The sequence below is a fragment of the Bradyrhizobium sp. HKCCYLS1011 genome, assembly GCF_051167795.1.
Lineage (GTDB): Bacteria > Pseudomonadota > Alphaproteobacteria > Rhizobiales > Xanthobacteraceae > Bradyrhizobium.
Genome location: NZ_JBNPTT010000019.1, coordinates 1 through 14,374 on the forward strand (window position 1 = coordinate 1; position 14,374 = coordinate 14,374).

General features: G+C 64.8%; 10 protein-coding genes and 1 pseudogene. 1 reads left to right on the forward strand and 10 read right to left on the reverse strand.

Annotated elements, in window-relative coordinates:
- A pseudogene (locus tag ACQR1W_RS39235) lies at window positions 1-245 on the reverse strand (flagellin); the annotation flags it as partial.
- 411 nt (window positions 246-656) lie between these two features.
- Between ACQR1W_RS39235 and flbT the strand changes: the two are divergent.
- The gene (flbT, locus tag ACQR1W_RS39240) at window positions 657-1,103 is read left to right on the forward strand and encodes a flagellar biosynthesis repressor FlbT (protein ID WP_434855783.1); all 447 of its coding nucleotides are present in this window, start codon (window positions 657-659) and stop codon (window positions 1,101-1,103) included.
- A 66-nt stretch (window positions 1,104-1,169) separates the two neighbouring features.
- On the opposite strand, the gene ACQR1W_RS39245 is transcribed toward flbT, so the two are convergent.
- From ACQR1W_RS39245 to ACQR1W_RS39285, 9 genes are all read right to left on the reverse strand, one after another.
- Complete coding sequence (locus tag ACQR1W_RS39245) at window positions 1,170-2,672, reverse strand: pyridoxal phosphate-dependent decarboxylase family protein (protein WP_434855784.1); 1,503 nt, start codon at window positions 2,670-2,672, stop codon at window positions 1,170-1,172.
- Window positions 2,669-3,916, reverse strand: coding sequence for an ATP-grasp domain-containing protein (locus ACQR1W_RS39250; protein WP_434855785.1), 1,248 nt, complete (start codon window positions 3,914-3,916; stop codon window positions 2,669-2,671). Before ACQR1W_RS39250 ends, ACQR1W_RS39245 begins: the two co-directional genes overlap by 4 nt.
- Window positions 3,906-5,528, reverse strand: coding sequence for a hypothetical protein (locus tag ACQR1W_RS39255; protein WP_434855786.1), 1,623 nt, complete (start codon window positions 5,526-5,528; stop codon window positions 3,906-3,908). The genes ACQR1W_RS39250 and ACQR1W_RS39255 overlap by 11 nt, the downstream gene beginning before the upstream one ends.
- Window positions 5,529-5,538: 10 nt before the next feature.
- Window positions 5,539-6,333, reverse strand: a complete 795-nt coding sequence (locus ACQR1W_RS39260) for a hypothetical protein (protein ID WP_434855787.1) — start codon at window positions 6,331-6,333, stop codon at window positions 5,539-5,541.
- Window positions 6,334-6,433: 100 nt separating this feature from the next.
- On the reverse strand, window positions 6,434-8,299 hold the full coding sequence (locus ACQR1W_RS39265) for a flagellar protein (RefSeq protein ID WP_434855788.1): 1,866 nt from the start codon (window positions 8,297-8,299) through the stop codon (window positions 6,434-6,436).
- A 10-nt stretch (window positions 8,300-8,309) separates the two neighbouring features.
- Window positions 8,310-10,178, reverse strand: coding sequence for a flagellar hook-associated protein FlgK (gene flgK / locus ACQR1W_RS39270; protein WP_434855789.1), 1,869 nt, complete (start codon window positions 10,176-10,178; stop codon window positions 8,310-8,312).
- 47 nt (window positions 10,179-10,225) lie between these two features.
- Complete coding sequence (locus ACQR1W_RS39275) at window positions 10,226-12,031, reverse strand: flagellar hook-basal body complex protein (RefSeq protein ID WP_434855790.1); 1,806 nt, start codon at window positions 12,029-12,031, stop codon at window positions 10,226-10,228.
- Window positions 12,032-12,311: 280 nt separating this feature from the next.
- Complete coding sequence (msrB, locus tag ACQR1W_RS39280) at window positions 12,312-12,815, reverse strand: peptide-methionine (R)-S-oxide reductase MsrB (RefSeq protein WP_434855791.1); 504 nt, start codon at window positions 12,813-12,815, stop codon at window positions 12,312-12,314.
- Between the two features lie 106 nt (window positions 12,816-12,921).
- Window positions 12,922-14,346, reverse strand: a complete 1,425-nt coding sequence (locus tag ACQR1W_RS39285) for an NAD(P)/FAD-dependent oxidoreductase (protein WP_434855792.1) — start codon at window positions 14,344-14,346, stop codon at window positions 12,922-12,924.
- Between the last annotated feature and the right edge of the window lie 28 nt (window positions 14,347-14,374).

Here is a 14,374-nt window from a genome sequence, read left to right on the forward strand (position 1 = left end):
GTGATGCCGGTGTTGGCGGCCTGCAGCACCTGCACGCCGTTGCCGATACCATCGAGCAGATTGGAGATGTCGGAAGCACGGTTGTCGAGCCCCTGCGCGGTGAAGAAGTTGGTCGGGTTGTCGAGCGCCGAGTTGACCTTCTTACCGGTGGCGAGGTTGTTCTGCGTGGTGGCGAGAAGCTGTGCGGTCGACTGCAGCGAGAGCAGGTTCTGACGCACCGACGCGGAGAGAACGATACCTGACATTATTCAAACCCTTCTGGTGTGAAATTCAGTCCTGATCCCTTCGAGATCAGGCGAAGCCCTCGACCGACTTCGCGATCGGGGCGACGCGATCAAGGTGAATGGGAGTGGCTAACAAAAACTGAAGGCCGGGCGCGCCGGACCATCCGCTGCCGCATCCTTGGGCGCCTGCAGCGGGCTGCGGCCCGAGGCGGCCCATCGAAAGCCCGTTGATAACACAGCGCATTTACCATGAGCCCGGGCCGTTTACCGGGCGTTAACCTTGTTCGGAAAGGATTTGCCGTCCGCCGACCGGCCTTCGAGCGCGGCAACGCACGGCGATCTACTTCATTTCCCAAGCTCGCCAAGCGCCGATAGCAGGCCTGCAAACACCCGGCTCGCCACATCGGCAAGACACGGCAACGGAGAACAAGGATGGCCCTGAAAGTCGAACTCAAGCCGCACGAGCGAATCATCATCGGCTCCTGCGTGATCACCAACACCGATCAACGCGCGCGGCTCCTGATCGACGGCGACAACATCCCGATCCTGCGCGAAAAAGACATCATGACGCCGGAAAACGCCGATACGCCGGCGAAGCTCGTCTATCTGGCGGTGCAGCTGATGTACATCTCGCCGGGCACCGACGCCAGCCATGGCACCTATTTCAACCTGCTGCGCGACATCATTACGACCGTGCCGAGCGCCTGGCCGCTGATCGAAGCCATCAACGCCCACATTCTCAATGGCGATCTCTATCAGGCGCTGAAAGAAGCCAAGAAGCTCGTCGCCTATGAAAAGACGCTCCTGGAGCAGGCTGAAGCCGAGCAGGCGAAGGCTGCCGCCGCATCAGCCGATTCCGACGTCAGCTCCGCGGCCTGATCATCTGGCTTAGTTCAGAAAAGCCGGGCCCGCTCATACTGCAAAACGCGCCGCCTTTGCTGTGCTTCACAGCGCCAATGGCGGCGCTTCGATCTCCATGAGCGCCGGCTCGCCGGCCGCACGTTGCCGGCCGAACATCAAGACCGCAGCAATCAGGGCATCGATGTCGCGCTCGTCGGTGCGGTGATTGACGATCGCCGCACGGATCGCCAGTCGGCCGTCGAGCATCGTGCTCGATGGTGCGGCGATCCCCGCCTCCTGGATGTCGGCGATGACCTCGCCATTCACCGCATTGGAATCGGCGGCGCAATAGCGGAAGCAGACGATATTGAGATTCACCGGCGCCATGAGTTCGAGCTCCGGCTCCGCGTGCACCCGCGCTTCGAGATATCTGGCGAGCTCACAGGTGCGCGCAATCATCGCGCCCAGCCGGTCGGCGCCGAACGTCTTCAACGTGAACCAGGTTTTCAGCGCGCGAAAGCCGCGCGACAGATCGGGGCCGAGATCGCACGGCCACTGGCCGCCGCCTGCAAGTCCCCGCGCCTCCCGGCGCAAATAGGCGGCCGGCGCGGCGAAGGTCTCGCGATGGCGTTCACCGTCGCGCACCAGCAGGAAGCCGGCGTCGTAAGGCACCTGCCCCCATTTGTGGAAGTCGAGCGCGATCGAGTCCGCCTGCTCGATCCCGGCAAGCCGAGGTGCCAACTGCGGCGACAGGATCGCCAGCGCACCGAACGCGCCGTCGACGTGAAACCACAGCTTCTCCTCGCGGCAGAGCGCGGCCACCGCGGCGAGATCGTCGATCGCGCCGATATCGACCGTGCCGGCTGACGCCACCACCAGGAACGGACGCAGCCCCGCTTTGCGATCGTTGGCGATGGCACTGCGCAGCGCCGCGATATCGATCCGATGGTCGCAATCCACCCCGACACAGCGCAATGCGTTGCTGCCGAAGCCGGCAATATCCATTGCCTTGCTGATGCAACCATGCGCAGCCTTCGACGTATAGGCCCGCAGCAATTCTCCGGTGCCCGCGATGCCCTGCTGGCGAACACCGGGCCCAAGTGCGGCCCGCCGCGCCACCAGGACGGCCATCAGATTGGCCATCGAGGTTCCAGTGACGAACAGGCCGCTCGCACCGGGCGGAAAACCGAACATCTCCCGCGTCCACGCGACCACCTGCCGCTCGACCTCGATCGGCATGTGATCGCGTCCGCCGAGATTGGCGTTCAGGCCCGCCGCCAGCATCTCCGCCAGCATCCCGACCACGGATCCGCCGCCATGCACCCAGCCCATGAAGCCCGGATGCACATTGCCGACCGCGTAAGGAACGACGTGCTCGGCAAATTCGCGATAGACCTCGCCAAGCTCGCAGGGCGCGTGCGGCAGGGGTTCGCGAAACCGCGCACGCGTCTCCGACGGAATTGGCTGCCAGACCGGTCGCGCACGGATATTGGCGACGTAGTCGATCATGTCATCGAGCATGCGATGACCTTGCGCACGGAGATCATCCCAATCCTGCGGATCGAGCGTCTGCCGCTCGGATTGGCTGATATCCGGCGCGACGCTCATGCGGCCTGCTCACGGGCGCTCGCCACCCGCCCCTCGATCATGCTAACGAAGGCTGCGAAGATCGTCCGCATCTGCGGCGGCTTATAAGGGAACACCTCGGGCTGATCCATGTTGTGCACGACGGCCGTATTGTCGGCCTCGAACACCAGCAGCGAGCCGTCCCTGGTCTCGGCGCAATCGATGATGAAGTAGTCGAGCCCGATACGCTCGGCGAGCGCCGCAAGCGCGGTGCGATGCCGTCGCCCGAAGCCGATGTCGAACGTCTGCATGAAGGTGGCTTCCTCGAAGCGCTTGGCTTCGTTCGCCGCCATCCCTGCATTGAGATACCAGATGTCCCAGCGTGCTGCGATCGCCATGTGGCAGGCATAGGGCCGGCCGTCGACGAAAACGATGCGATATTTGCGAAACAGGCCATCCTCGCTCGCATAATCGATAAAGGGCGCGACAAAGAACTCCTGCTCGTCGTGCTCATCGAGATAGAGCGAGAGCTCGATCGGCTCATCGAGCTTGGCGAGACCGACGCCGGCATGCGATCCACGCGGCCGGATGATGATGGGAAAGGCGAGATCGGTGGCGATCGTGGTGATCTGTTCCCGCTCTTCCGCGATCTCGGTCAGCCGTTCGCGGACAGCAGCGACCGTCGCGGGCATCATGAGGCCTTCGATGCCGGCGAGCAACCGGTGCAGCTTGTCGCGATCGAGCTTTGCGATCAACCGCGGCGGATTGAGCAGCGGACGCGGCCAGCGCGCCGCCACTTGGTCGATCTGTTGCAGCGTATGCTGGCAGTCCTCCGAATCGGAGGCGATGACGATGGCGACATCATGCTCCGGCAGCGGCGACGGCAGCTCCACTCCCGGAATCACGTACAGCGTCATCAGCTCGATATCGGCGTCCTCGAGCAGGAACTCGATCGGCGTGTTGCTGCCCATATCGGTTGCGGCAGCGAGCGCCAGCACGCGCAGCCGCGGCGCTGCGCTCCCGCATGGCGCACGATACAATTGCTGCGCCTGCAGGACGTCCTGCTGGATGGCAAGCCCGGCGGATTTGTCGCCCAGCAGCTGCGCGAGCAGCGCGACATCGAGCCCCTCACCCGCTTCCGCACTGCCGTCGAGCAGCTTGGCGATCAGCCTGCCCCACAGCGGCCTGAGGTCATTGCCATCGAAGGCCGCCTTGGCGAGCTTGGCGAGGCCGATGCGGTCGGCGATCTGCGCAGAAGCCGACACTGCGAGCACGTCAGATACCATCACACATATCCCTGAGATCCCGGCTGCCCACATCAGCGATAAGCAGCTCGATTTTGGCAATCACGTCCGCGATGCGGCCGATTTCCGCGTCGATATTGACGCGGGTGGTCGTGAGATCGTCGCTCCAGGTTTCGATCACCTGCCGCGCGCCGAGGCACAGGCGCAGCAGCGCCGTCGGACCGCTGCCGGGCACATCGATGCGAACCGGCTGGCCGATCAGGCATTGGCGCGCGGCAACCTCGGCCGCCCCGCCGCTGAAGCGAGCGCCGAGATCGTGCTGGAGCGCGCGATAGATCAGTTGCACCTCGCCGGCGCCGAGCAGCCGGCCGTCGCGCTGGAGCGCGAACGGAAAAATCGTCGGGAATCCGAATTCGTCATCATCCGCGTCGGCGCTCGCTGCGGCCGTCGCGAGCGGCCGCAAGACCGGCGAAAGCATCAGGAGGCTCTCGGTGACGCCGCCGAGCTCGCACAGCACCTTGCGACGATAGCGATCCGGCACCTGATAATAGGCCGCGATCTCCGCCAGCGCCGCTTCCCAGCGCAGCCACTGACCGATATTCGCCCGCGCCGGCGACGCCGCGCGCAGTGCGGTCCAATTCATCGGCCAGTCGCTGCGGCTGACATAGTCGGACAATCCGGCTGCAAGCGCAGCGCCGCGTTCGACAGACTTTGCGAGCTGCGGCGGCACCAGCACCGCGCCGCTGAAGGCCGGCCCGCCGAAGAATTTGGAGCCTGTGACGAGCACCAGATGGCCGCGATCAAGACAGTCGCTGATACGCCGGCGGCTCAAACGCATCTGGCAGGCATCGACCACGATCTGGACTTGCCCCGGCCAGCGACGCGCGATCTCGTCGAGACACGCCCGATCCGGCGCACGCCAGCCGAGCTTCGATGCATCCATGACCTGCAGCATCACGGCGTGACCGGAGGCAATCGCCGTCTCGACCGCGCCGATCAGCACCGAGCCACAATCATCGCGCGGCTCGAGGGTCGCGCAATCGAGCAATGGCACGCCGATGCTGTCTCCGGCGAGACCTTCGACCGGCTGTCCCTTCTGCACGGATGCGCCATGTGCCGTCGTCGCGCCGAAATGGCGGCCGCGCGCGGTGGCCTCGGTGCCGCTGCCGGTCTGATCGGATCCGACCACGATCGTGGTCAGCGCGTCACCGAGCCGCGCCCGCGCCAGGCCAAGCGCATGCAGCTGCGAGTCCGTCCCCGAGGGCGAGAACACGACGCCGACATCGGCGTCGAGGCCGAGCAGCGTCTTCAGCTCCGAGCGCATCTCCTCGGTGCGGCGGTCGAGCGCTTCGCCGACACCGTGATGGATCGCAGCATGCATCAGTTGCTCGCGCGCAAGCTCGGCCCGCGCATAGGCGCGCTCCGAGATGGGCGAGGCCGTACTCGATGCGAAGTTCAGGATTTCGGGCGAAGGCGTCGGACTGCAGCCATAGGCGTTGTGGCCCCAGGGCCGGTCGAGCGCGAGCCTGAAATCACCGCCGTCGATCAGGAGATCGCCGAGCAGCGCAAACAGATCGCGCAAGCCCGCGGACGCCCCGCCCCCACCCAAGCGCTCGAACGCGGCAGTCTGCAGCTGGGACGCAATCGGCGCCATCGTGCGCTCGTCAGGCCGCATCCGCCGCGGTGGCCGCCGCAGCCGGTGCGAATTGGGACGCGACGTTGCCATGAAATACGGACGGACCGACATGGTCGAGGCGGCTGTCCAGATCGGCCCAGATCTGTCCGCCGAGATCGGTCCAGCGCTTGCAGAAGGCGAAGTCCTCGGACAGATAGGTGCCGGTCGCCGGATCGATCATGCATTCGAACAAGGCGAAGCGGTTCGGATTGCCGGCGAGCGCATCGTCCGAGTGCTCGCGAAAGAACTGCAGCGACGCATAGCCCGGATGGGCGCACATGGTCTCCAGCACGCGGCGGCGGATCATCAGGAAACCGGTGCCGGCATAACGCACGCGGGCAAAGCCGTTGACCACCACGACGTGGTCGGGGTTGTCGATCTCCAGCACGTAGTCGAGCGCAGCCGATGGGACATCCGGCCGACCGGTGTGGATCGCCCGCTTGGCCTTGTTCCAGTTCACCCGCTTGATCGGATAGACGCCGGCGACCATGTCGCCGCCCGACTCGATCAGGCGGAACACCTGCTGCGGCGTGAAGCCGATATCGGCATCCACGAACAGAAGATGTGTCGCGGTCGGATCGTTGAGAAACAACGTGACCAGATTGGCTCTCGCCCGCGTAATCAACGCGTCACCGTCGCGCATGTGGACGGTCAGGTTCACATTGGAGGTCGCCCGCAGTTCCCGCTGTAGCGCAAAGATCGAGCTCGCATAGATGCTCGACACCTGCCCGCCGAAGCAGGGTGTCGCAATCACAAGATGGATCCGCTCATTCACGTCGGTCACGACTGCCTCCGAAGGACGCAAAGCCACACAGGGAACGGTTCGCCCCAGATCTGAACAAAGGTTAAACAGACGTGGTTAACGGAAGCCTAACCGTGCCCCATCAGCCGGCCGGCAGGTATTTGACCAGCGACAGCTGCGACAGCATCGAGGTGGTCTGGTAAGAGGCCTGCAGATTGGTCTGCAGCTGCAGGATCTCGGCTGCGACCTCGTTCTGCGTGATGCCCTCGGTGCCGTCGATCAGGCTCTGCAGCGCCGCCTTCGACTGCGTCTGCCGAGCCCCGGCATCCTTCATCGTGGTCTGCGCATTGGCAAAGTCGGTCTGGATATCCGAGATCGTCTGCTGCCCGGTCGCCGGCGTCAGGTCGGCGGCGATTCGCTGCGAGAGCGCTGCGATCTGGGCGCCGGAATTGGGAGCCGTCGGCGATGCCGAGACGGCGGCATAGACCGCCGTCTGCTGGATCGCCTGGCGGATCGCCTGCTCGTTGGCCTGCGCTCCGAATTGCACGCTCTGGGAGGTGTCGACACGGACGCTGGAGGTCGAGCGCGCCGCGCCCGGCGCGTTGTTGCCCGTGTACCAAGCCACCGTGTTCGCAGCGCCAGACGTCAGGCTCGTGGCCGACCCGAGCGGTGAGCCCGAGACGCGCAGCGGAGAGCTCGCGGTCACCGTGCCGCTGAAGCCGAGCGCCTGGAAAGCCGCCGAGTTCGAGCTCGTGATGCTGAGATCCGGGGCGTCATTGGTGTTGATCGTGATCGCGCCGCCGCTGACGGTCGACGGCGTCTTGGTGCCGGTGATTTGGTCGATCTTGGACAGCAGGGTCTGGACGCTGTCGGTGACGTTGAGCTGGTTGCCGGTCGCGCCCGACGCCACGAACGTCAAGGTCTTCCCGTTCACGGTGATGGTATCACCAGCCTTGAAATTGGTTGCGATCGAATCCGTCGCGGCGGCGCCGGACAGCAGCGTTGCGCCCGTGATCGGCGCCGCGGCCTTGTTGTTGACGGCGCTTCCGGTGGCCACGCCGTCGGAGAAGAAGTTGTTGCCCGCCGCGATGGCCGAAGCCGCCACCAAGGACGTGTTGGCGAGCGTGCCGATCCCGCTGTTCAAGGCCGCATTCAGGTTTGCCGAGGTGGCCGCCGGGGTGGCGCCGATCGCGAATGTATTGGGCTGCGCCGGCGTGGTGTTCGAGGCGGTGAGCTTGATCGACTCGGTGGTGCCGTCAGGCAGATTGAACACGAAGCTGATCTGGTCGCCCGGGTTCGGATTGCCGGCGGTGAGATCGACCGACACCGAGGACGGCGACCCTGACGGACCGGTGACGACGGCATTGGTCAAGGACGAGCTGACGGAGTTCAGCTTCAGGCCGAACGGCGAACCTGCGACATCCTCCGACAGCGTGATCGGCATGGTCGCCGGGGCCGACAGCACCAGGCGTCCCATGCCGGAGGTGCCGAGATCGGCCTGTTGCCGCTCGGCAATCACCTGCTTCAGTCCGGCTTGGGTGGCGGTGCCGTTGAGGATGTCGTCGGCGGATGCCACTGCCGGCTTGTCGATGGCGGAGCCCGAGAAGATGTAGCGGTCGCCGACCTGGGTGTTGAGCATGCCGACCATCGCAGCCAGGTTCGACTGCGCATTCTGCTGACCGATGCTCTGGCCGGTGCTGGTGAGATTTTGCGGCGTCGCAGCCGCCGCGCTCTGAACCGTGCCTGCGGTCTTCGACAGCGACTGCAAGACGGTGTTTGCCGCCTGCACGATGGTGTTGACGTGCGTCATCGTGTCGGTGAAGGCCTGGATGTTCGACAGCTGCGATCGCGCCGCGATGGCAAAGCCCTCGTCGCCGCCCATCCCGGCATAGTTGCTCGATTTCACGCCGGTCGAGAGCTGGGTCGACAGATTGGCGAGCTGGTCGTTGATGTTCCGAACCGAGAGCCCGAGCAGAGACGAGCCATAATTGATGCTGCTGATCGACATGTGACGCGCCTTACGGGTTGGCCTGGAGCAGCGTTTGCATCATGCTTTGCACGACCGACATGATGTGGGCATTGGCTGCGTAGGTGTTCTGGACCTGGATCAGGTTCGACATCTCGGCGTCCATATTGACGCCCGAGGTCGAATTGAACTTCTGCTGGAGGGTGCTGACGATCACGCTCTGGCCCTGCTTCAATTGGGTGGCGAGCGTGGAGGCGTTGCCCTGCTGGCTGATGAACTGCTGCAGATAGCTCGACACCGTGCCCTGGAACGGCTGCGCCGCCGAGCCCAGTCCGGTGGTCGGCGAGTAGCTGAAGGTGGCGGAGGTGAGCTGCGAGAACAGGAAATTTGGCCGGGTCGCATCGCCCGCCGCCGTGGGAGGCGAAGTCGAATAGGTCGAGAGCTTGGTCGGGTCACTGACCAGCGCCGGATTGACGGAGATCCGCCCGGCAAGGCCGGTCATCTGCGAGCCGGTCGAGGTGATCGCGCCGGTATAGAGCGCGGTGCTGCCATCGGTGAACACCGGGAGCTGTGGATTGCCTGAGGCGAGCGACTGCGCGGTCGTGGTCACCGAGGCCGCATTGACGGTTGCCTGGCTGGTGCCGTCATCGGTGATGCGCAAGGTCGAGCCGGAGGGATTGGCAAATTGCAGATGCGCGCCTCCGAGCGCACTGTTCAATTGCGTCACCACCGACGCCATGCCGAGCGAGAAGTTCACGCCGACATAGCTCGGGTTTGCGCCCGCCGCGTTCTGCAGCGGCAAAGCGGCCGGATCGGTCACATTGACCACCTTGATCTGGCGCTGGACGTTGCTGGAATCGGTGTAGGTCAGGTTGATCGTGTTGCCGGGCAGCACGCCCGAGGTCGAGACGTCGAAGCCCGCAGGCGGACCGGTCACGGCCGTTCCCGCGGTGGTCTGGTCAGACAGCGCAGAGGACATCGTCGCCGCGAGCTGATCGACCTGGGTCTGCGCCTGCACCAGCGTCTGGTCGCGCAGCTTGAGGTCGGCCGCGATCTGGCCGGATCCGAGCAGATTGTTGGCGACGACGTCGATCGATACCCCGTTGGAGAGCTTGAGGTTGAGCTGGCCGACCCCACTCAGCGTCGGATTGGTGTTGTAGAGCGAGGTAGCGTCGAGCGATCCTGGCGAGGAGAACGTGAACTGCGAGGCGAGCCCGGCGCCGACCAGCTGGATGCCCGAATTGGTGAACACGCTCACCCCGTTCGTGGAGTCGCTGACGACGCGGATGTCGACATATTTGGACAGCGTGTTGATGGCGTTGTCGCGCTGATCCTGCAGCGTGGCGGCAAGCGGATCGGACGGATCGGTCCCCTGCAGCCGGCTGTTCAGGTCCGCGATCTGGGCAATCGCCGCGTTGGCCTGGGCCGCCGAATTGCCGATGTCCTGCTCGACATTGCTGCGCAGCGTCTGGATGCCCTTGGTGGTGTTATTGAGGTTTTGCGCCAGCGTCTGCGCCGCCGACAGCGCCACCGACTGGGCGGATTGGCTGTTGGAATTGTTGGACAGCGATTGCAGCGCGCTGGTGAAATTGTTCAGCGCCGTCTCCAGCGTGCCGGAGCCGCCGGGCGTGCCATACACGCTCTGCAGCTGGCCCAGGATGTTGGCGATCTGATCAGTATAGGCTCCGGTCGAGGTTTCGGTGCGGAGCTGGTTCTGCACGAACAGATCCAGCTGACGGCTGACTCCGACGGTCTGCACTGTGGAGCCGAAGCCGCCGCTGGCGACCTCGATCTGATTTGGATTTTGCGCGACATAGCCGGGCGTCTGCGCATTGGCGACGTTCGACGAGATGATCGAGAGCGCCGCCTGCGTGGACCGCAGGCCGGACATCGCAGTGGCCAGCGCCGAACTCAAACCCATGATGGTACCTGCCTTAGATCATGTCAGAACGCGTCGAACGAATACGATCAGCGCAGCGTGTTCAGGAGATCCTGAACCATGCTGTTCGCCGTGGTGATCACCTTGGTGTTGGCGGAATAGGCCTGCTGGGTCACGATCAGTTTGGTGAACTGATCGGCGATGTCGGTATTGGAGCCCTCGAGCGACGATCCCGCGATCTTGCCGGACGCGCCGATGATCGCCTGCCCCGACTGGTCCGTCACCTCATAGGCGCCGCCGTCCAGCGCCTTCAGATAGTTGGTGCCGTTGAAGTGCGAGAGCGTCACCTGCGCGAGGCTGATGGTCTGCCCATTCGAGAAGGTACCGACCACGATGCCGTTATTGTTGACCGCAACCGATTGCAGCTGACCGGCCGGGAAGCCGTTCTGCTGGATCTGGTTGATGGTCGCAGCACCGGAGGTGCTCGCAAATTGCGACAAGGCCCCGGACGAGATGTTGAGGCTGATCGTGCCCAGCGAGACGCCGTCGACAGACACGTTAGGAATGGAGATCGAGGACGAGGTCGGCGATTTCAGCGAACCGTCGGTGTTGAAGGTGAAGTTGGTGCCGGTATTGAGCCATGCCACCGTCGACCCGGTTGCCGTCGAATTGGTCTGGTAGAACAGATTCCAGGTGTCCGTATGCCCCGGCCCGAGGGTCGAGCTGTCGGTCTTGGCCCAGCGCAGTTGCACGTTCACCGGCGTGCCGGCGGAGTTGTAGGTGGTCACCGCACCGCCGCTGATGGTCTCGTTGGTGAAGTTCGTCAGATCGTTGCCCACGACGATGCCGGTGCCGGGGCTGGAGTTGCGGGTCAGTGTCACCGGCGAGGTGAGGCCGAGGGCGGCGAAGCCGCCCGCCGTGCTGGCGACGCTCCAATCTTCACCGCTGCCGGAATGCAGAGTGATCGCACCGCCAGAGATGGTCGGCGCAACGCCGGTGACGGCGCCGATCTTGTTGAGCAAGGTGCCCACGGAGTCGCCCACGTTGATCTGATTGCCGGTGGCGCCGGAGGCGACGAAGGTGAAGGTGACGACGTCGCCGGCGCTGCCGGTCAAGGTGATGGTGTCGCCGGGAGCGAAATTGGTCGCGACCGAGTCGGTCGCCGCGCCACCCGACAGCAGGGTGTTCGCCGTGATCGCGGTCGAGTTCTTGTTGTTCGCCACGGTGCCGGTCACCGTCTTGTCGCTGTAGAAATTGGTGCCGACGGGAAGCGGCACATTGGACAGATCGGCCGAGTTGAGGCCGCCGGCCGCGGTCAACGTGCCGGAGGCGGCGGTGGAGCTGGCCTGCGTCTTCGGCGTGGTCGGCAGGTTGGCGCCATATTGAATGGCGGTCGTCGCCTGGGCCGGCACGAAGTTATTGGCGAATTTGAGCACCTGCGGCACGTTGCCCGTCGGGTTGCCGGTCTTGGGATCGACCGTCATACCCATCAGGTAGTAGCCGGCGCCGTTGATCAGATTGCCGTTGGCGTCGAGCTGGAAATCGCCGCGACGGGTGTAGTTGGTGACGCCGGAGAACACCGGCGCGTTGTCGACCATCGAGGTCGCCTTCTGCACCGAGAAGAAGCCGTCGCCATTGATCGCCATGTTGGTGGCGACCGTGGAGGTCGAGACCGTGCCCTGGGTGGTGATGGTGGCCTGCGAAAAGGCGGTGACACCGCCGGCGTTCTGGCGGGTCGGGTTGGTCGCGGCCGGAATGAGATCTTCGAAGTTCGTTCCGATGCCCTTGTAGCCAACCGTCGAGGCGTTCGCGATGTTGCCCGAGATGTTCTGCAGCGCGAACGACTGCGAGGAGAGGCCGCTGACCGCAGTGTTCAGCGCATCGAAGATACCCATACCATTGTCTCCACATTGACCAGACGTCGGGCCGAGCCCTGACCGCCATTCGCGGAGACTGTCGCAATCGCTGTGCCAGAAACGAATCTGACGCAAGATCAATACGTTAGAAAACTACAGCGTAAAAAAACCGCCGCCAAAAGTGGTGAACAATTGCCGAGCCGGCAAGTCTTGCCGAGTCGGCGCGTGCTCCATCGCGCTCCGGACTCGATGCTTTCGCATAGCCGTCGCGTCGTTCAGGTCGCCGATATCCTTTGAACGGGCGAGCCGGCCAATTCCGTCACGTCGCAGACGAACTTGCAGGATGAAAATTGAGCGCGAACCCGTCCATGCAGTAGCGCAGACCGGTCGGCTTCGGACCATCGTCGAAGACGTGGCCGAGATGACCACCGCAGCGGCGACAATGCACCTCGGTGCGCGCCATGCCGAAGGTGCGGTCCTCGCGGGTCGCGACCGCATTGTCGAGCGGCCTGAAGAAGCTAGGCCAGCCGGTGCCGCTCTCGAACTTGGTGTCGGAGGAGAACAGCGGCAGGTCGCAGCCGGCGCAGGCGAAAGTGCCCTTGCGGTGCTCCTTCAGCAGCGGGCTGGTCCAGGGCCGTTCGGTGCCCTCCTGGCGCAGGATCTCATATTGCTCGGGGGTGAGCTGCGCACGCCATTCGGCATCGGTTTTCTCGACTTCGAATTTCTCCGCCGCCCGCGCTGGCGCAGAGGCGCCGAACCAGCGCAAGGCGGCAAAGCCGAACAGGCCGGCAAGCGAGGTCAGCATCAGGCGGCGATCGATCATGGCGGTCTCCCTGCAGAGATATGGCTGCCGAAGTTACGACCGGGATCGCGAGACGTTACGGGCAAGCGAGCTCCGATGGCTCACTTTATCGCGAGCGAGGAACACGTCACCTCTCTTCGCCCGCGCCTTCCATCATGTCCGACGGCTGGGGCCGCATCGGCAGCCGGCGCGGCGCGGCGGCTTTCCGCCGGGCTTCGGCCAGCCGGGCCTCGCGCGCCCGCTCCTTGACGCGCACGCGCTCGCGATGCCGTGCCAGGCCGCCGGCAACGGCCGAGCTGCCCCGCGTCCACAGACTGACAACATAGCCGGCGACCCGACCGCTCGCGCCGCCGGCCCAGACCAGCTCAAACGGCGAGAACAGCCGCCAGCGCTCGTCGCCGGCCAGGATGCCCTGCGCAATCAGCTGGCCGGCCATGGCCGAGGTATTGAGACCCTGGCGGCCGAAACCGCTCGCAACCCACAGGCCTTTGCGCAGCTGGCCGACCTGCGGCATGCCGTGCACGGTCTGGCCGGTGACCCCGCCAAAGCTCTCGGTGATCTCGACGTGGCCGAGCTGCGGAAACACGCTGCGGATGCGGCGCGCGACTGCGCCGGCAAAGGCGCCCGGTCGCATCGGCCAGGTGGTTTCAGGACTGACCCACATCAGCCGGTCGCCGTCGACGATGCGGAAATGATCGATACCGTCGGTATCGCTCACCGAGCCGGAAAAGCCGATGGCCTCATGAAGGCGCTCGCCGAGCGGGGCGGTGATCCCGCCGTACCGCCAGACCGGCAGCAACGTATCCGACAGCCGCCGCAGCGGCGCGCCGAGATGGGTGTTGCCGGCCAGCACGATATGGGCCGCGCGCAGCCGCGCCGATGGCGTGACGATGCGCTTGCGCACGCCAGTCGCATCGATGCTCACCACCGGCGTGTCCTCGAAGATGCGCGCGCCGGCGCGCAGCGCCAACCGCGCCAGCGCATGCACATATTTCCGGCCGTCGAGCTGGAACGCGGTTGGATAATGGATGCCGTGGAAATAACGGCCGGTCTTGAGCGCACTGCGGACACGCTCGACCTGCCAGCCCTCCACCTCGGTACCGAAATCCGCGCCAAGCATCTGGAGGTGGCGCAGCAGGCCGTCACCGGCATCGACATTGGAGACTTCGAGCACACCGTCGCTCCGGGTGATCCCGGGCATCATGGCCTCGGTGGCATTGGCGCGAATGAACTCGGCACCGTCCCGGGATAACGCCCACAGCTCCCGCGCATGCGAAAGCCCGACGCGCTCGACCAGATCGGGCAGCGGCAGCGCGAAACCGGGCATCACTGTGCCGGCCATATGGCCGGATGCATTCCAGCCAACCTGACGGCCTTCGAGCACCACCACGCTCGCACCCTGCCGCGCAGCACATAGCGCGACCGTCAGTCCGGCAATGCCCCCGCCGACCACGCAAATGTCGGCATCGAGGTCGAAAGCGAGCCGCGTTCGCCCGCGAGATGTGTCGTCCAATCGCCCCTCGCCGATCGCACTTGTAGAAGTCCCGCCCATGGCGTTTCTTAACCAACCCCATGGGCGC